The sequence below is a fragment of the Hyphomicrobium methylovorum genome, assembly GCF_013626205.1.
GTDB lineage: Bacteria > Pseudomonadota > Alphaproteobacteria > Rhizobiales > Hyphomicrobiaceae > Hyphomicrobium_B > Hyphomicrobium_B methylovorum.
In genome coordinates this window covers 2,544,458-2,561,644 of record NZ_QHJE01000001.1, presented here as the reverse complement: position 1 = coordinate 2,561,644, position 17,187 = coordinate 2,544,458, and the positions used below count along the sequence as shown (strand labels likewise).

Annotated in this window: 14 protein-coding genes; 9 read left to right on the top strand and 5 right to left on the bottom strand. The window is 59.6% G+C overall.

All coding sequences use genetic code 11. The features are described 5' to 3' along the window. Window positions 1-43: 43 nt before the first annotated feature. Complete coding sequence (locus tag DLM45_RS12350) at window positions 44-2,062, bottom strand: EAL domain-containing protein (RefSeq protein ID WP_210269839.1); 2,019 nt, start codon at window positions 2,060-2,062, stop codon at window positions 44-46. A gap of 328 nt (window positions 2,063-2,390) precedes the next feature. Here DLM45_RS12350 and DLM45_RS12345 point away from each other — a divergent pair, with 328 nt between their 5' ends. The 7 genes from DLM45_RS12345 to DLM45_RS12315 all read left to right on the top strand — a co-directional run bounded on the left by DLM45_RS12345 (window position 2,391) and on the right by DLM45_RS12315 (window position 10,578). After that, window positions 2,391-3,137: an SDR family oxidoreductase gene (locus DLM45_RS12345; protein WP_181337397.1), complete on the top strand. Its 747-nt coding sequence runs from the start codon at window positions 2,391-2,393 to the stop codon at window positions 3,135-3,137. Between the two features lie 84 nt (window positions 3,138-3,221). After that, window positions 3,222-4,127, top strand: coding sequence for a LysR family transcriptional regulator (locus tag DLM45_RS12340; protein ID WP_181337396.1), 906 nt, complete (start codon window positions 3,222-3,224; stop codon window positions 4,125-4,127). A 208-nt stretch (window positions 4,128-4,335) separates the two neighbouring features. Then, a complete protein-coding gene (locus DLM45_RS12335) occupies window positions 4,336-4,863 on the top strand; it encodes an NAD(P)H-dependent oxidoreductase subunit E (protein ID WP_181337395.1) in 528 nt (175 codons plus the stop codon). Then, the gene (locus tag DLM45_RS12330; protein WP_181337394.1) at window positions 4,860-6,425 is read left to right on the top strand and encodes a formate dehydrogenase beta subunit; all 1,566 of its coding nucleotides are present in this window, start codon (window positions 4,860-4,862) and stop codon (window positions 6,423-6,425) included. Before DLM45_RS12335 ends, DLM45_RS12330 begins: the two co-directional genes overlap by 4 nt. A 57-nt stretch (window positions 6,426-6,482) precedes the next feature. Further along, complete coding sequence (gene fdhF, locus DLM45_RS12325; RefSeq protein WP_181338312.1) at window positions 6,483-9,380, top strand: formate dehydrogenase subunit alpha; 2,898 nt, start codon at window positions 6,483-6,485, stop codon at window positions 9,378-9,380. A gap of 36 nt (window positions 9,381-9,416) precedes the next feature. After that, on the top strand, window positions 9,417-10,235 hold the full coding sequence (fdhD, locus tag DLM45_RS12320; RefSeq protein ID WP_181337393.1) for a formate dehydrogenase accessory sulfurtransferase FdhD: 819 nt from the start codon (window positions 9,417-9,419) through the stop codon (window positions 10,233-10,235). Window positions 10,236-10,293: 58 nt separating this feature from the next. Further along, window positions 10,294-10,578: a formate dehydrogenase subunit delta gene (locus tag DLM45_RS12315; protein WP_246317359.1), complete on the top strand. Its 285-nt coding sequence runs from the start codon at window positions 10,294-10,296 to the stop codon at window positions 10,576-10,578. Window positions 10,579-10,624: 46 nt separating this feature from the next. On the opposite strand, the gene DLM45_RS12310 is transcribed toward DLM45_RS12315, so the two are convergent. Then, window positions 10,625-12,709: an elongation factor G gene (locus tag DLM45_RS12310; protein ID WP_181337391.1), complete on the bottom strand. Its 2,085-nt coding sequence runs from the start codon at window positions 12,707-12,709 to the stop codon at window positions 10,625-10,627. A gap of 367 nt (window positions 12,710-13,076) precedes the next feature. Between DLM45_RS12310 and DLM45_RS12305 the strand changes: the two genes are divergently transcribed. Further along, window positions 13,077-13,325 carry a hypothetical protein gene (locus tag DLM45_RS12305; protein ID WP_181337390.1) on the top strand — a complete coding sequence of 83 codons (249 nt, stop codon included), beginning with the start codon at window positions 13,077-13,079 and terminating at the stop codon, window positions 13,323-13,325. A gap of 64 nt (window positions 13,326-13,389) precedes the next feature. Here the strand turns inward: DLM45_RS12305 and DLM45_RS12300 are convergent, their stop codons facing one another. Beyond that, window positions 13,390-14,592: a pyridoxal phosphate-dependent aminotransferase gene (locus tag DLM45_RS12300; RefSeq protein WP_181338311.1), complete on the bottom strand. Its 1,203-nt coding sequence runs from the start codon at window positions 14,590-14,592 to the stop codon at window positions 13,390-13,392. 892 nt (window positions 14,593-15,484) lie between these two features. Between DLM45_RS12300 and DLM45_RS12295 the strand changes: the two genes are divergently transcribed. Beyond that, window positions 15,485-15,982, top strand: a complete 498-nt coding sequence (locus tag DLM45_RS12295) for a hypothetical protein (protein WP_181337387.1) — start codon at window positions 15,485-15,487, stop codon at window positions 15,980-15,982. Window positions 15,983-16,050: 68 nt separating this feature from the next. On the opposite strand, the gene DLM45_RS12290 is transcribed toward DLM45_RS12295, so the two are convergent. Together DLM45_RS12290 and DLM45_RS12285 are read right to left on the bottom strand one after the other, a co-directional pair. Then, complete coding sequence (locus DLM45_RS12290) at window positions 16,051-16,773, bottom strand: SDR family NAD(P)-dependent oxidoreductase (RefSeq protein WP_181337385.1); 723 nt, start codon at window positions 16,771-16,773, stop codon at window positions 16,051-16,053. 148 nt (window positions 16,774-16,921) lie between these two features. Further along, window positions 16,922-17,158, bottom strand: a complete 237-nt coding sequence (locus DLM45_RS12285) for a PsiF family protein (RefSeq protein ID WP_181337383.1) — start codon at window positions 17,156-17,158, stop codon at window positions 16,922-16,924. Between the last annotated feature and the right edge of the window lie 29 nt (window positions 17,159-17,187).

The following is a 17,187-nucleotide window of genomic DNA, read 5'->3' as shown; positions in this document are numbered from 1 at the left end:
GGAAATAAAAAGGGGCGAACAATTCTGCTCGCCCCTTGAAAAATCACGCAGCCGCCGAACGCCGTGGAGCGCTTGTGCCATCCATCGGCATCTTTCGAGCCTCGCCGAATAGCGGACCCTGTCCGAGACCAACACCCGCGTCGAGCAGCAGCTTCTGCGTTTTCGCATCCGCGATATTCGCGGCAATCACCGAAAGCCCGGCGAGCGTTGTGCGCTGGTACACTTCCTCTCCAGGCACGAAACGTTCCGGCGTCGCGATACCCTTTATCAGAGCCAACGGATCGATGCGGATGAACTGGAAGCCGTCAGCAGCAAGCGCGCCGAAATCGGTTTCCATGTGCTCAATGTCATCAAGCGCGAAACGGAACCCGAAGGCATTCATGTCGCGAATGGCCTGCATCGTCGCGGGCGTCGTGGCATCGATCGAGCGCTGCGACAGCGTTAGAACAAGCTGAGACGCGATATTGGGCCGTGACTCGTAGATTTCGGCGATCGTCGTGAGGAACGCACGGTTGCCGAACGACGAGCCAAGCACGTGCGCGAACAGCATGCCGCCCTTTTCACGCGCTTCCATTCGCAACGACAGCTCTGCCGCGCGGCGCAAACGAGCCGCATCGAACCGCGTCTGCAATTCCGGGTCGGCGCTGGAAAACGCGGCATCATGCGGACTGACAGCCTTGCCCTCACCGGTCTGCAGCGAGACGCTCATGTCGTAATGCACGACCGAATGCTCGGAGAGGCTCACGATCGGTGACAGAAAGACATCCATCGCGTCGGCTTCGATCGCGCTAGCGATCCGCGCAATCTGCATCTCGGACTCGTTTGCCGCCAGGCGAGAAAAATCGAGGCCCGGAAGCTCCGGCTGCGGCAGATCGAAATGCGCCGTCGAAAAATCCGACGGACCGATCGGATCGGAGCCAGCGATACGTTCCGCCGTCGCCGGAATGACGAACTCGCCGAGCGAAGGTTCAGTCCGTTGCGCGGGCTCCGCGGCCTTTGCCGCATGCGCCTTCTCGCTGGACGGCAACGTCAGCGTCGGAATGAAATCCGGCGGCACGTTCCGCTGGCGCATGTTGGACGCCGCGGCCTTGAGCGCATCAATCGAATGCTCGATCGCGTCGGTCGTCGGGTTGCCCCGGCCATCCGTGCGCATCGGCTTGACCGGCGCACGCGTCACGTCGGCGGCATTCACTTCATCCGCCATTTCGCGGATTTTCCGCTGCACAAGCTCAAGGTCGGCTTCGACAGTCGATCCCGACGCGTGGCCCTTGCCATTGAGGGAGAGTTCGGAATCCTTGGACTGCATTCCCGATTGCAGCGACGCACCGGCCTCCGAGCGCGGCCGGAAAGACCACTGTTCGCGCACCATCTCGCCCTTGGGAGGCACAGCGTCGCCTCGAGCAGGCTCCAACGCCGGCTCATCCATCGACGGCAAGGCGCCGAGAACCGGAATGTGCGCACCGGACAAATCAATCCCGGAAAGCTGTGGAGGTGCCTCCGGCCCAATATGACGGTCGCCAGAGTGCGTTTCTGGTGTCGGCAACGACCCGCGCAACAGGACGCCCGCCCCGCGCTCACCGCTAGGGCGCGCACCTTCAGCACGCTGGGCGGTCTTCGCGCCGCCGGGAGCCAACGGCGAAGATGGACCGTGGCGCTGCTGCGCCATCCCTTGCGGAGCTACTGACGGAGGCCCATCGAGATTCGGTACTCCCGGCGCAACCGGCATCGGCCCGCGCCCCGGAGCACCGCGCGCTTTCATCCCCTGCAGACGCGTCCGCGCCAACTCAGCTTTGAGATGCGCAATCTGCGCCGACTTCTGCACCTGCTTGTGAATGAGCATGAAAATAGCCCACGCGCAGGCGCCCGCTATCGACGCGGCAGGAAACGTGAATCCGAACTGAGAATACAGCATCGTCGCCAGCGCGACGGAGACGACGAGTATGCAGCAAAGCACAAACCCATCGCGCGGAGCCGCTTTCTTGGGTTCAATCACCGGATCAACGCGCGATTCTGCTGGCGCTTCGATCGCTGCGGATGGCTTCGGACTGTCTTGTCTTCTCATAGTGTAAAGGCCGCCAATCGATTCGACTGTTGAGAGCTTCGCAGTCTCATCGAGCGAGTCGCAATGTTGCCGGCACGCCTATCACCATGTTTCCCGAGTTGCAGGCGCGCTAAAGCCCACTTCTATACTTCGACGGGGCTCCTCAGTCACACACACGTTCATTTTCTGCCGGTGCACAGCCGCAAAAGCGCCCTTGACCCGTCGCCAGCGTACCCGAATCGGCTGGCTGTTTAGGTCTCGTTAGGCGAATCGGCATGCTATGGTGCGAACCGACGGCGCCTCTCGCGTTCGCCGGTCTTGCGTTTGTGGATTGAGGGGGAAAAGCGTCATGTATATGGATCGTATCAGTGCGCGTCCTGAGGATAGCTTGTCCGGCGAGTTTGCCGATACACGAGTTCTAGTAACCGGCCTCACCGCTACGGCCGGGGTAGACGTTGCGCGCTCCTTCGCGGAGCTGAACGCAAAGCTCGTCGTCCAGACGACTGAGCCGTCTCAAGATCTCATCGAGCTTGTCGCGTTTCTCACCCAAAGCGCCGGTGACATTCGCCTGCACACGCTCGATCTTTCCGGAGCCAACGCGGCGGCACGCTTTGCGCAAACGTCAGCGCAAGTCTTCGGCGGCCTCGACGTGGCAATCAACATGGCCACGGTATCCGAAGCCGAACTGGACGCCATCGAACTCGATCACGACCTGGACGCACTCGTCTCCGCAAAGCTGGATTCGCTTGCCCAACTCACGCGCGTTCTCGCGAACCGGATGAGCCTCGTGATGACCGATGGCCTTATCCTCAACGTGTTGAAGATGCCCACCCCGCGCCACAAGCGCGATGCGGCGGTTGCTGGCTACCTGCGCACGGCGCTCGCCGCGATGACCGCAGCCGAAGCGCGCGACTGGGCAGACAAAGGCATTCGCGTCAACGCCGTAGGTCCGAGGGTGATTGATGCGGGCGACGCCAATACCGGCGCTGTGCTGACCAACGAAACCGACGTTGCCGCCCTCGCGCTGCATCTCGCATCCCGCAAGGGCCGTTCGCTGTCAGGCCACGTCTTCGACGCCGCTGGCATGGAGTGCTGAAATCCTCCAGCCAGACGCGGACCTGTTGCATTTGCTGAGCAAAACAACAATGATCTCGCTTCTCTCGACGGAGCGAGAGCCCCCATGGATATCCGGCAGCTTCAGTATCTCGTAGCGCTGGCGCGTGAGAAGCATTTCACGCGCGCAGCAACCGCATGCAGCGTCACCCAGCCGACGCTGTCGGGACGCATCCGCCAGCTCGAACTCGAACTCGGCGTGCCGATCGTCGAACGCGGGCAGCGCTACCAGGGCCTGACTCAGGAAGGCGAACGCATTCTCAAATGGGCGCAGTTGATCCTCAACAACTGGTCGTCCATGCACCAGGAGCTGGCCCATCTCGCAACGACTGACTTCGGGCTGATCGGCCGCCTCTCACTCGGCGCGATCCCTTCGGCGCTGTCGATGCTTCCGCGTCTCACGCGGGAAGTGCGCAAGTTGCACCCTCACATCGACTTTTCGATCCTGTCGCTCTCGTCCGAGGAAATTCTTCGCGGCCTCGACGAATATACGCTCGACGTCGGCGTCAGCTATCTCGACAACGAGCCGATTAACGGCCTTCTCTCGCTGCCTCTCTACACGGAGCGGTATTGCCTGTTCCTGCCCGCCGGCCACGCACTTTCCACGCGCGACTCGATAACTTGGCAGGAAGCCGCGGAGCTGCCCATTGGGCTGCCAACATCGAACATGCAGAATCGCCGGATTATCGATCAGGCGTTCAAGTCAGCCGGCGCGCGCCCCGTTCCGGCGCTCGAGAGCAACTCGATCATTAACCTCTACACCAGCGTTCAACTGATGGGCATCGCCTCCATCATGCCGCGCGATACCGTATCGCTGCTCGGAACCGATTCGACGCTTTGCGCGATTCCTTTGGTGAAGCCAGAAGTTGCCCACAGCGTTGGACTTCTCACGGCCGACCGTGACCCTGTGTCGCCCCTTGTCCGCGCATTTCGCACGGCCGCTCTAGAGCTTTGGTCGAAAACCAACACGTGAGGGCTCGAATTCCTTCACTTTCCGCTCTAGTATACTCGATGACAGTAGGGCTTTTTGCGTCGCACCATCGACCGCGTCGATGAGAACATAAGCAAAACCTATTTTATCGATAGTAAAAAGTAACCCACTAGAATTCAGGCGGTGAACTGCGCATCTAAGTTATAAACACTGCGCGAATGCCGCGGCGTTACTTGAGGAAATGCTGAGCATGGCAAAGGTCGGGAAGAAACAAAAAGGACCGCGCCGGGAAGAACCCGCAGCGCTGACCCCCGTCGAAATCGCAGCGGTCGCCGTGTGCGCCCGCCACGGCAACAAACCGGATGAGTTGCTGGAGATTTTTCACGAACTCCAACATGAGCTGGGCTACGTGCCGGATGCGGCACTACCGCCTATTGCGCAGGCCCTGAACAGGTCTCGCGCTGAGATCTACGGCGTGTTGACGTTCTATCATGAATTCCACCGCCATCCGGTTGGCCGGAACGTCGTCAAGATCTGCCGCGCCGAAGCCTGTCAGGCCATGGGCACTGATGAGCTTTGTCGGCACGCGGAACACTCGTTGAATGTCCCCCTCGGCGGCACGACCGCTGACGGCTCGGTAACGATCGAGCAGGTATTCTGCCTCGGCAACTGTGCACTCTCTCCGGCAGTGATGGTTGGTGAGAAATTGTATGGTAAAGTCGACTCCCAGCGCTTCGACGAGATCATCGCCGGACTCGAGAAGGAAGCAGCAGAATGATCACCGTATTTGTCCCACGCGATGCTGCTGCTCTTTCCGTTGGCGCCGATGAGGTTGCAGCAGCGATTGAGCGCGAAGCCAAGAACCGCAACGAAGACGTTCGCATCGTGCGCAACGGCTCGCGCGGCATGCTCTATCTCGAACCGCTCGTCGAAGTTGAAACGGAAGCCGGGCGCGTTGCCTACGGTCCGGTATCGACGCGCGACGTTGCAGGCCTGTTCGACGGCGGCTTCCTCAAAGGAAAATCGCACGCACTCGGTCACGGCCTGACCGAAGAGATCCCCTATTTCAAAAACCAGGAACGGTTGACGTTCGCACGCTGCGGCATCACCGATCCGCTGTCGATTGAAGATTACCGCAAACATGGCGGCTTCGACGGTCTCGTCAAAGCTCTTGAAATGAAGCCTATCGACATCGTGACCGAAGTTACGACGTCCGGATTGCGCGGCCGTGGCGGTGCGGGCTTCCCCACCGGCATCAAGTGGAAAACCGTCCACGATCTCAAGGGCGACGAGAAGTACGTCGCCTGCAACGCCGACGAAGGCGACAGCGGCACCTTTGCCGACCGCATGCTGATGGAAGGCGATCCATATTGCCTGATCGAAGGCATGACGATTGCGGCCATCGCTGGCGGCGCCACCAAGGGCTACATCTACGTCCGCTCTGAATACCCCCACTCCGTGCATGTGCTGCGCGAAGCGATCGACATCGCTCGCAAGGCGAACTGGCTCGGCGACAACATTCAGGGCTCGCAGTACTCGTTTGACCTCTTCGTTCGCATGGGCGCTGGCGCCTACATCTGCGGCGAAGAAACGTCGATGCTCGAAAGCATCGAGGGCAAGCGCGGCATCGTTCGCTTCAAGCCGCCGATCCCTGCGATCGAAGGACTGTTCGGCAAGCCGACGATCATCAACAACGTGATGAGCTTCGCCGCCGTACCGATCATTCTCGCGAAAGGTGGCGAGTTCTATCGCGACTACGGCGTCGGCCGATCGCGCGGTACGCTCGCATTCCAGATCGCGGGCAACATCAAACAAGGCGGCCTTGTCGAAAAGGCGTTCGGTATCACCACGCGCCAGCTCGTCGAAGATTACGGTGGTGGCACAGCGACTGGTCGGCCCGTTCGCGCGGTGCAGGTCGGCGGCCCGCTCGGAGCCTACATCCCGGAATCCAAATTCGACGTTCCGATGGACTACGAGGAATTCGCCAAGGTCGACGCGATGGTCGGACACGGCGGCCTCGTCGTGTTTGACGACACCGTCGACATGGCAAAGCAAGCGCGCTTCGCGATGGAATTCTGCACGATCGAAAGTTGCGGCAAGTGCACGCCGTGCCGCATCGGCTCGACGCGCGGTGTGGAGGTGATCGACCGGATCATCGCCGACGTCGATCGCGAGAAGAACATGGTGCTCTTGGAAGATCTCTGCGTGACGATGGCCGATGGGTCGTTGTGCGCGATGGGAGGGTTGACACCATTCCCTGTGATGAGCGCGGTTCGCGGCTTCCCTGAAGATTTCCGCAAACCGGCGCCAAACAAGTTTCTTGCAGACGCAGCTGAATAACGATCCAGGACTTCACGACCTCAACGAGGACGGAAAATGAACCAACACGTTAAGCCGATGACTCTCATCAAAGAGACCGATTTCGGTACGCCGAATCCGGAACTCCACGAAACGACCAAGCAAGTCACGCTTGAGATCGACGGCATGGAAATCACCGTGCCGGAAGGCACATCGATCATGAGCGCAGCAATGCAGCTCGGAATTCAAATTCCGAAGCTCTGCGCAACGGATAGCCTTGAGCCGTTCGGCTCGTGCCGTCTTTGCCTTTGCGAGATCGAAGGCCGCCGCGGCACGCCGGCGTCATGCACGACACCGGTCGCGCCTGGCATCAAGGTCACGACCCAGAACCAGCGCCTCGCCAAGCTTCGTCGCGGCGTGATGGAGCTCTACATCTCCGACCATCCGCTGGACTGCCTGACCTGCGGCGCCAACGGCGACTGCGAACTTCAGGACATGGCGGGCGCAGTTGGCCTGCGCGAAGTCCGCTACGGCTATGATGGCGAGAACCACGTCTTCGCCGCTCGCGCCGATGGCAAGGTCAATGACCTCTATCAGCCGAAGGATCTTTCGAACCCCTACTTCCAGTTCGAACCATCGAAGTGCATCGTTTGCTCGCGTTGCGTCCGCGCTTGCGAAGAAGTGCAAGGCACGTTCGCATTGACGATCGACGGCCGCGGCTTTGCTTCTCACGTTGCAGCTGGAATGGATGAAGAGTTCCTCGCATCCGAGTGCGTGTCTTGCGGCGCCTGCGTGCAGGCATGCCCGACCGCGACTCTGATCGAGAAATCGGTCATCGAAATCGGCCAGCCCGAGCATTCCGTCGTGACCACCTGCGCCTACTGCGGCGTAGGCTGCTCGTTCAAAGCCGAGATGCGCGGCGAAGACGTCACGCGCATGGTGCCCTACAAAGATGGCGGCGCCAACGAAGGCCATTCATGCGTGAAGGGCCGCTTCGCATTCGGATACGCAACGCACAAGGATCGCGTTCTTACACCGATGATCCGCGAAAAGATCACGGATCCGTGGCAGGTCGTCTCTTGGGACGAAGCCATCAACTATGCCGCGAAGCGCCTGAAAGAGACGCAAGAGAAATACGGCAAGGACTCCATCGGCGGCATCACCTCCTCGCGCACCACGAACGAGGAAGTCTATGTCGTACAGCGCATGGTCCGCGCGGCCTTCAAAACGAACAACATCGACACCTGCGCCCGCGTCTGCCATTCGCCGACCGGCTACGGTCTGAAGCAGACGTTCGGTGAATCGGCCGGCACTCAGGACTTCAAGAGCGTCGACAAGTCCGATGTCATCCTGCTCGTCGGTGCCAACCCGACTGACGCGCATCCCGTCTTCGGTTCGCGGATGAAGAAGCGCATTCGTGAGGGCGCGAAGCTGATCGTCGTCGATCCGCGCCGCATCGAACTCGTGCGCTCGCCACACGTTGAAGCGGTCTACCATCTGCCGCTGAAGCCATCGACGAACGTCGCGGTGATGAACGCCATCGGCCATGTCATCGCTACCGAAAACTTGATCGATCGTAATTTCGTCAAGCGTCGTTGCGAGGCCGCTGATTTCGAACGCTGGGAAGAATTCATCAAGCAGCCGGAGCATTCGCCCGAAGTTGTTGAATCCATCACCGGTGTTCCGGCTGAAGACGTGCGGAAAGCTGCTCGCCTGTTCGCAACCGGCGGCAACGGCGCGATTTACTACGGCCTCGGCGTGACCGAGCATAGCCAAGGTTCCACGATGGTCATGTCCATGGCCAACATCGCGATGGCCACCGGCAACATCGGCCGTGAAGGCGTCGGCGTGAACCCGCTGCGCGGTCAGAACAACGTGCAGGGCTCGTGCGATATGGGCTCGTTCCCGCACGAGTTCCCCGGTTATCGCCACGTTGCGAACGCCGAAGTGCGCGACGTGTTCGAGAAGGAATGGAAAACCAACCTCGATCCGGAGCCGGGCCTTCGTCTGCCGAACATGTTCGACGCTGCGGGTGACGGCTCCTTCCGGGGCATGTTCATCCAGGGCGAAGACATCGCTCAGTCCGACCCGAACACGCATCACGTCGAGCATGCACTCAAGGCGCTTGATATTCTCGTCGTCCAGGATCTCTTCCTGAACGAGACAGCCGCCTTCGCACACGTCTTCCTGCCAGGCACGTCGTTCCTCGAAAAGGACGGCACCTTCACCAACGCCGAGCGCCGCATCAACCGCGTCCGCAAGGTGATGCAGGAAAAGCAGGGCATGCCCGAATGGGAAGTCATCAGCCGCATCGCAACCGCGATGGGCTACCCGATGCAATACTCGTCGGCTTCCGAGATCATGGACGAGATCGCACGCGTTACGCCGACGTTTGAAGGTGTCTCCTTCGAACGCCTCGACGAACTCGGTTCGATCCAGTGGCCGTGCGATACCCTGCATCCGACAGGCACGCCGATCATGCACATGGACGAGTTCACGCGTGGCAAGGGCCGCTTCATGTTGACGGCATTCGTGCCGACGGATGAACGCACCAACAGCAACTTCCCGCTGATCCTGACGACCGGACGCATCCTCTCGCAGTACAACGTCGGCGCTCAGACCCGCCGCACGGAAAACAGCGCGTGGCATCCGGAAGACGTTCTCGAGATCCATCCTCATGACGCGGAAGTCCGCGGCATCCGGACGAACGATATCGTCTCGCTGCAAAGTCGCGTTGGCGCAACGACCTTGAAGGCAAAGATCTCCGATCGCATGCCCCAGGGCGTCGTCTACACGACGTTCCACCATCCGATGACTGGCGCAAACGTCATCACCACCGACAATTCCGACTGGGCAACAAACTGCCCGGAATACAAGGTGACGGCGGTGCAGGTGTTGGTCTCGAACCACCAGTCGGATTGGCAGGCGGAATGGGAAGAGCGCGAGCTCGAGAACAAGCGTATTGCCAAGGAAAAGAAGTTGGAGCCGGCGGAGTAATGCGCTGCCGGCGCTCAACGGAGGACGTGACACCTAATGAGCGTCATGCCGAAAGCAGTAACCCATGACGGCGGCGGTGAGAGCCTTTGCTCTCGCCCCGCGTCGGGCGTGACGTCGCTCGCTGGTGAAGCTGAGCGCGTCACTTGGCAACTGCCGGAGGAAACTCCGGTCGCGCTGCAGATCAATTCCGAACCCTACACAGTGATGATGGCGACGCCCGCAGACCTGCGCGACTTCGCTGTCGGCTTCCTCATCGGCGAAGGCATTCTCAAGTCGCCACGCAGTATTGTCGGCGTTCTCGTGATGCCGGTCGATAATGGCGTGGCCGTCGACGTTGCGATTCCTGAAACGGAACTCGAGACAACGCGCCTTGCACGGCGCACCGTCGAAGGGCGCACCGGCTGTGGCCTGTGCGGTATCGAAGACATCTCGTCTGCGTTGCGTCCGCTTCCGGTGCTGACGCGGACATGGGCACCGTCGCCCGATGCCATCGAACGCGCTGCGAGCAGCCTTTATCAGCATCAGCCGATGAACCAGCTCAATCGCTCCGTTCACGGCGCCGCGTGGGTCTCGCGCGAGGGTGAGATTTTACTCGTGCGCGAAGACGTCGGCCGCCACAACGCACTCGACAAGCTGATCGGCGCACTGCTGCGCGATGAAACGGATCTGACGAACGGCTTCGTTTTGATGACAAGCCGCTGCAGCTTCGAACTGGTGCAAAAGACGGTCACGGCAGGAATCGGCGGGCTCGTCACCGTCTCCGCACCAACCGCGCTCGCGCTCGACCTCGCGAAAAAATCGAATCTCTTCCTCGCGGCGCTCGCAAAAGGCCGCGCAGTGATCTTCAACGCCTAACCCAAGCAACAGTCAAAACGACACCGGTGAGATAATGAAAAGTTCCGACCTTGTTCGCATGGCGAACCAAATTAGCCAGTACTTCTCGGTTTATCCCAAAGCTGAAGCGCTGGATGGCATCGCAAAGCACATCCACAATTCTTGGGAACCGCGCATGCGCAATGAGATGAAGGCCTATCTCGACAAAGGCGGAGACGGCCTCTCGACGTTATTCATCGAAGCCATGTCGGACTACTACAAGGGTCCGAAGTCGACCGGCCGGAAAGTTACGGTCAATCCGCGCAAAGGCGCGCCGAAAGGCGCTGAGCCGAGCTTTGCCGATGGCGGTGGAGATGCGGGCTAAATGAAAAAAGGGCAAAGCAACATGCTTTGCCCTTTTCCGTTTCACGTTACGCGGCGACAGCCTTACTCGCCGCCAACACCTGATCCTTAAGCCTGCCCGAAACCTCGGCCAGATGATCGAAGCCAGATGTAAATGAGCCGACACCAGCCGTCGCCGATCTGAGATCGATGATGAGGTTGTCCATCTCTGCTTCCGGAATATGCGCTTGAATCACGTCCCAGCCGGGCCACTCCGGCCGCGCATCGAAGCCCAAAATCTGGCCGCGCCGTTGTGAAATAATGCCGTTGATGCGCGCATTGCTTTCCGACGGAACCACAATCGAAACGGACATGATCGGCTCGAGCAACACCGGATTGCACTTCGGCATTCCTTCTGTCATCGCGAGCCGCCCCGCCTGCCGAAACGCCATGTCGGATGAATCGACCGAATGGAACGACCCGTCCATCAGCGTCACAGAGACATCCACCACCGGAAAACCGAGCGGTCCCTCGCTGAGATAATCCCGCACGCCGATCTCAACAGACGGTATGAAGTTCCGGGGAATAGCGCCGCCGGTGATCTTCTCACCAAACATCACGCCCGTACTCCGCGGCAACGGCTGAATGTCGAGTTTCACATCGCCGAATTGCCCGTGTCCGCCAGACTGCTTCTTGTGCCGCCCGCGCACTTCCGTTCCCGACTTGATCGTTTCCTTGTAACCGACACGCCGTCGCTCGCGCACAACTTCGATGCCGTACTTGCGCTGTAGCCGTTCGAGCGACACGCGCAAATGCATCTCGCCCTGACCGTGCAGCAAGATCTGATGCATGTCGGCGTTGTGTTCGAGAACGAGAGAGGGATCCTCATCGACGAGCTTGGCAGCCGCGGCTGACAACTTGACCTCGTCCTTGCGATCCTTGAGACCGAGCCCGATTGCCAGAACGGGTTGCGGTGCATCCGGCGTGGAAATCTGCCGAATGGGCGTTTTCCCAACAGTGATCGTTTCACCCGAATGGATCGCATCGAGCCGGCCAAGCGCAATCGTGTCACCGGCTTTCGCACCGCTGCGCTTACTCGTCTCCTCACCCTGGATCGAGAAGATACCTGCAGCGCGCACCTCTTGCCCATCGCGACCCGTAACGATCGCGCCGTCCGGAATTTCCCCCGTCAGCACGCGAACGAACGAGAGCTTGCCACCGGCCTTGGTGTGCACGCTCTTGAACACATAGGCGGCTGAAGGAACGTCGCTCAATCCGAGACGCGCCGCAGTTTCATCCACGAACGGACATTCGTGCCGGAGCGCTTTGAGCAATCGGAGAATGCCGTTGCCTCTCTCCGCCGAGCCGATCAGAACCGGGCAGATCAATCCGTCCTTCAACTCCTTCGTGAGATCGTCGAAGACGCGATCGTTGGCCGGAGTGACATCGCTGAGCAACTGCTCCATGAGCTCGTCATCGTAGTCAGCAAGCTTTTCGAGCATCTGGAAACGAGCGACCTTCTCGTCGCTTGCGATACCCTTCGGCAGCTCGATGATCTCGCTCTGCGCACGTTCGCGATAAACGTAAGCCCGCTCCGAAGCGAGATCGACAAATCCTGTAGCGACGCCGTTCTCGGAAATCGGAATTTGGCGCAACACGAGCGGCTTTTCGCTCGCCGGCTGCAGGTTCGGAATGATGTCGGCAATCGCGGCTTGCGAAATGTCGACCTTGTTCAAAAACAGAAGATGGGGGACCTTCGCCTCGTTCAACTGCTTCAGGATGAGTTGCACGGCCGGAACGCGTTTCGCATCAGCCTCGCACACCACCACGGCCATGTCGCACGCTGGCAGCGCAAGGGCGCCTTCATGTGCGAACTCGACCGAGCCTGGGCAATCGATGAAAGTAAATTCGTCGTCGAGAAACGAAATGCTCGCCACGTTGAGACCGACACTCATCGCATGATTGCGTGCTTCCGGAGTGTTGTCGCCGACCGTGGAATTCGCTGCGATCGAGCCGGGCCTCGATATACGTCCGGTGCGAGCAAGAATAGCTTCCAGAAGTGTTGTCTTGCCGCTTGCGAAGGGCCCGATCAGCGCGATGCAGCGCGCGCCGCGGACCCCATTCCTCCTGCCTTGAGCGCCGTTTCTGCCCGTTGGGCCATCTGAACTCGTCATGATTGCCTCCGACATTGCGAGGCGCGCGCCAGCACTGGGCCGCACCCCGCACCTCGGAAAGGCACGGCAACAACCATGCTGTCCCTAAAGCCGAACCCGCACAACGGGAATTGCTGCACGGTTTCGTGAAACTGTCGTACTGCGGTGCGATAGCATAAGTCCGGTTTGCGCGGCGATGCAGCACGCTAAGTCCGCGTGCGGACATAACAAAATCGTCAAATGAAATCTGACGAAATAAAAATCACTTGAATAACTTTCAACTTAGCTCATCATGAACTCTTCCGTGTTTGGCGCGTATTAAGAGGCGTGAGCGTACAATTCGGAAATGGGGCCGAACGGTATTCGGCTCAGGAATGCGAGGCTGGGTATGAGTATTAAAACACTGATGTCCGCTGCCGAAGCTGCCGGTTACGTGATGGCGGCCGAGGAAGAGCTACCGACGAACTTCGGTGCGGAGCCGGAAATTCTAGAGTTCAAATCGCAGCCGACTACGGAAATCGCGATTTGGCGCCCCGTGGTCCCGGCAATAGACGGCAAGCCGCTCTCTGGTTATGTCGCCCATGCGTGGGATTGGCTCACAGACCGCGTCGCGGGACGGAGCGCAACAGCCGCCTGATCCTGATCGGATCTTTGGGCATACGCGAACGCAAGCGCGCCATCTGGCGCGCTTTTTTGTTGGCCTATCGAAGGTTTCCGCAGAACCGCTGAATTCGCATGCACGCGTCCTTCAGAGCTTCGGTCGACGTTGCGTAGGAAATGCGGAACGACGGCGAACCGGCAAACGCCGCCCCGTGAACAACCGCAACGCCCTCTTCTTCCAGCAGCGCCGTCACAAAATCTTCGTCACTGGCGATCGTCTTGCCGTCCTTGGTCGTCTTCCCAATCGTCTCTTTAATGCTCGGGTAGACGTAAAACGCACCTTGCGGCGTCGGGCAGTGAATTCCGCGCGCCTGGTTCAACATGCCAACTACGAGATCGCGCCGCTCGACAAAAATCGCATTGTGCTTCGCAATGAAATCCTGCGGACCGTTCAGCGCTTCAACACCCGCCCACTGAGTGATCGACGACGGGTTGGAGGTCGACTGCGACTGAAGCTTACGCATCGCGTTGATGAGCGGTACGGGCCCTGCTGCATAACCGAGACGCCAGCCCGTCATGCAATAGGCTTTCGACAAACCGTTCATCGTCAGCGTGCGCGGATAAAGCCGCGGTTCGACTTGCGCAGGCGTCGCGAACGACAGTCCGTCGTAAAGCAGGTGCTCGTACATATCGTCCGTCAGCACCCACACATGCTCGTGACGAAGCAAAACGTCCGTCAGCAGCTTGAGATCGTCCGCTGAATACGCTGTGCCCGTGGGGTTCGACGGCGAATTGAACAGAAACCACTTGGTCTTCGGCGTAATCGCCTTCTCAAGCGCCTCGGGCTTCAGCCTGTAGCCATCTTCCAGCTTCGTCTCGGCAAATACCGGCGTACCGCCACCGAGCAGAACGATGTCAGCGTAGGAAACCCAGCACGGAGAAGGGATGACGACCTCATCACCCGGATTGAGCGTTGCGAGCAGCGCGTTGTAGAGAACCTGCTTGCCGCCTGTTCCGACGGAAACCTGCTCGAGCTTATAATCAAGACCGTTGTCGCGCTTGAACTTCGCAACAATTGCAGCCTTCAGTTCAGGAATACCGTCGACGTCGGTGTATTTCGTCTTACCGGCATCGAGCGCGCGCTTCGCAGCCTCTTTAATATTGTCCGGCGTATCGAAATCGGGCTCGCCTGCTGACAGGGAAATGATGTCTCGACCCTGCGCCGCAAGCTGGCGCGCTTTTGTTGAAACTGCGATCGTGGCCGACGGCTGGATACGATTCAAACTTTCGGCGATGAAGCCCATGAGGCGCTCGGATGGCTGAAGAAGCTGAGACATTTCTATTTCGCATTAGCGAAATAGGCGGCGCGGACCGTAATAGCAAGCACGTCACACTGCAAGTCGACCAATTGCCCAGAACCGCGACTTTTCCGGGCTTGAGGAGGCTTATCAGTCGACGCTCGAACCAGTGATGCCGCAACGCAACTGTAGGCCACGAATGGCTTAGGTTCAGAAAATAGCACGTCCAGCGCCACATTCCGAACCCACGAGCGCCCAACCCGGCAGCCAACCTCCCGCTTAGCTCAGGTACGATCCGAGCGGAGTGACGGTGGAGATGTCCAGGCATGGATGATGGAAACACGTACAAGCGTCATTTACGGCAACAACCCGCGCCTGTTGCGCGGAGAAAGCCCCGCCGCCGGTCCCGGCTCATTCGTCCGATGTTCGATGCGGCGGTGGCGGCCTCGGTGTTCCTTGCCCTCACCGTCATAACGACGACGAGCGAGAAGGTTCACGCACATCCGATCTCGGCGGCCGTGAACGGAATTGATCACCTTCCAACGTCCCTTGGAGCGAACGCGGTAACAAGCTCCAAGCCCGCATCCGTCTTCCAAATCTCGACTGCATCCGACCAAAAGGCAGATGCGGTATTCCGGCGCACAGGGAAAACCGCCGCTTGGGCCCTGCTGGGGCTCTCCCTATCTTTCCTTGTGGCCTTGGATCTCTTCTTTTTCAGGCACTTACGCCGCGTTTACACCAGTCGGAACCGGCAGTCCCCTGCTGCGGAATAGGCATAACTGTAATCCTTTGCGGCATCGCTATTGAATTGCCGCATTCTGATTTGTACCAATGATACGGAAACGGTTCGTCCCTACCCTACTTTATTAATTGCAGAAGATTGGTGGAGGTCCGAAGCATGACGAGGCAGAACATTCGCCCAATCTGGCTGGGGCTCTGCTCAGGCGCGGCAATGATCGCCCTGGCGGGTGCATCCTTGTTGGCCAGCAGCGAAAATGTCCTGCGATCGAGCTTCGCGACGGCGCTGACGAAGTCTGAATCCACGGTCAACCAGCGAATCGCCTCCGCTGCGCCGATTTCCGGCTCCGAAGATTTTTGGCTGACGGCCATGCGCCGTGACGGCAGCGGCGGCGGTCCCGTATCCAAAACCATCTCGGTTGGCGATCAGCTGTCGATGACGTTGGCCGGCCGGCACCGTACTCTCGAAGTCTCGACCGTCTCAGACTTCGAACCCAAGACGACCAAGATTAGCAACGCCGCCGGGCCGACGCACTTCGTGCTCGTGACCGCGCGCGACTCTGCCGACACCACAGCACGCCCCATCCGCTTCATCATGGAAGTTGATCAGGGTGACCCGTCGCTGGTCATGGGATCGCGCGGCGGACGCACGCTCTAATCTCGTCTGACCCGGCTATTCCTGTTTAATCGTTGGGCTATCAGCCCCGCGACTCTCGCCCACGCGAGTCACCAATCAATGGGCTTCTTGTCGTGAAAGAATCCGCCCGTTGGTCCGCTTGCGGGTAGCTGCGCCAGCCAGACGGCCGTCTCCGCGCCTTGCGCTGGAGTCCGCTCGGCGCACGGCCCACCCATGTCGGTTCTCACCCACCCCGGCGAGCACGCGTTGATTTTGACGTCTCCTGGCGCTTCAGCCGCCGCAATCCGCGTCAACGCATTGAGCGCTGTCTTCGATACGCGATACGCCGGAAACCCTGAACTCATGCTGCTAAGTTGGCCAGCGATCGAGGAGATGTTCACCACCCTCCCGTAACCGCGCTCAATCATTCCGGGAACGAGCGTACGCATCGTCACTGCCGGGCCGAGTACATTCGTCGTCCACGTCCGCTGCAAAGTCTCGTCGGTCATATCGAAGAAACTCGCATCGAACCCGCCGGGCTCGTCGATCAGGATCGCGGCATTGTTGACGAGAATACCGATCGCTCCGTGCAGCCGCTCGATATCCGCCAACACGGATGGCATGCCCGCTGCATCCGCGATGTCGAGCACGACCGGATCGACTGCTACGCTCGCTTTGGCGAATGCCTCACGCGCAGTAAGCGCCCTCTCATTCGTCCGCACACCGGCGAGCACCTTGATGCCAGCCCGCGCGAGCTGACACGCAATCTCGAAGCCGATGCCGCGGTTGGCGCCAGTTACAAGGGCCGTCTTCATTCGCTTGCTGTCCGCCATGAAAACATCCTCCTGATCGCAACGTTCACCAGTTTAACGGTCTCAACGTAGTGATGAGGCACGACCATCGGAAGTGTCGCGTCCGCAAACGAAAAGCCCCGCCGTTATGCGCGGCGGGGCCAAAGATCGATACCAGGAGGAAAAGCGTTTAAGATTTCTTCTCGCCCTTATGCTGGTTCATGAGATCCTTTTTGCAGGACGCACGGAATTTCTTCCGGTCCTTGCCATGCAAACCCTTCGCATCGGCCTGCTTCGAGCATTCGATCGATTCCGGCGAGTGCACCACCGGCGTCGCTGCCGTCTTCGCGGTTTTGGCCATGGCAACGCCACTGCCAAGAGCAACCATCGCCACCGCCGCCGCTGCAACAGCTTTAATAGAAATCATCTTAATCTCCGTGTTTCGCGTAGTTGGGA

Excerpts from the sequence above, each read along its gene's own strand:
- DLM45_RS12335 (WP_181337395.1), top strand. The coding sequence starts at position 4,336 with ATGGCAAAGGTCGGGAAGAAACAAAAAGGACCGCGCCGGGAAGAACCC.
- fdhD (WP_181337393.1), top strand. The coding sequence starts at position 9,417 with ATGAGCGTCATGCCGAAAGCAGTAACCCATGACGGCGGCGGTGAGAGC.
- fdhF (WP_181338312.1), top strand. The coding sequence starts at position 6,483 with ATGACTCTCATCAAAGAGACCGATTTCGGTACGCCGAATCCGGAACTC.
- DLM45_RS12310 (WP_181337391.1), bottom strand. The coding sequence starts at position 12,709 with ATGACGAGTTCAGATGGCCCAACGGGCAGAAACGGCGCTCAAGGCAGG.
- DLM45_RS12305 (WP_181337390.1), top strand. The coding sequence starts at position 13,077 with ATGAGTATTAAAACACTGATGTCCGCTGCCGAAGCTGCCGGTTACGTG.
- DLM45_RS12340 (WP_181337396.1), top strand. The coding sequence starts at position 3,222 with ATGGATATCCGGCAGCTTCAGTATCTCGTAGCGCTGGCGCGTGAGAAG.
- DLM45_RS12290 (WP_181337385.1), bottom strand. The coding sequence starts at position 16,773 with ATGGCGGACAGCAAGCGAATGAAGACGGCCCTTGTAACTGGCGCCAAC.
- DLM45_RS12350 (WP_210269839.1), bottom strand. The coding sequence starts at position 2,062 with ATGAGAAGACAAGACAGTCCGAAGCCATCCGCAGCGATCGAAGCGCCA.
- DLM45_RS12300 (WP_181338311.1), bottom strand. The coding sequence starts at position 14,592 with ATGGGCTTCATCGCCGAAAGTTTGAATCGTATCCAGCCGTCGGCCACG.
- DLM45_RS12330 (WP_181337394.1), top strand. The coding sequence starts at position 4,860 with ATGATCACCGTATTTGTCCCACGCGATGCTGCTGCTCTTTCCGTTGGC.
- DLM45_RS12295 (WP_181337387.1), top strand. The coding sequence starts at position 15,485 with ATGACGAGGCAGAACATTCGCCCAATCTGGCTGGGGCTCTGCTCAGGC.
- DLM45_RS12345 (WP_181337397.1), top strand. The coding sequence starts at position 2,391 with ATGTATATGGATCGTATCAGTGCGCGTCCTGAGGATAGCTTGTCCGGC.
- DLM45_RS12315 (WP_246317359.1), top strand. The coding sequence starts at position 10,294 with ATGGCGAACCAAATTAGCCAGTACTTCTCGGTTTATCCCAAAGCTGAA.
- DLM45_RS12285 (WP_181337383.1), bottom strand. The coding sequence starts at position 17,158 with ATGATTTCTATTAAAGCTGTTGCAGCGGCGGCGGTGGCGATGGTTGCT.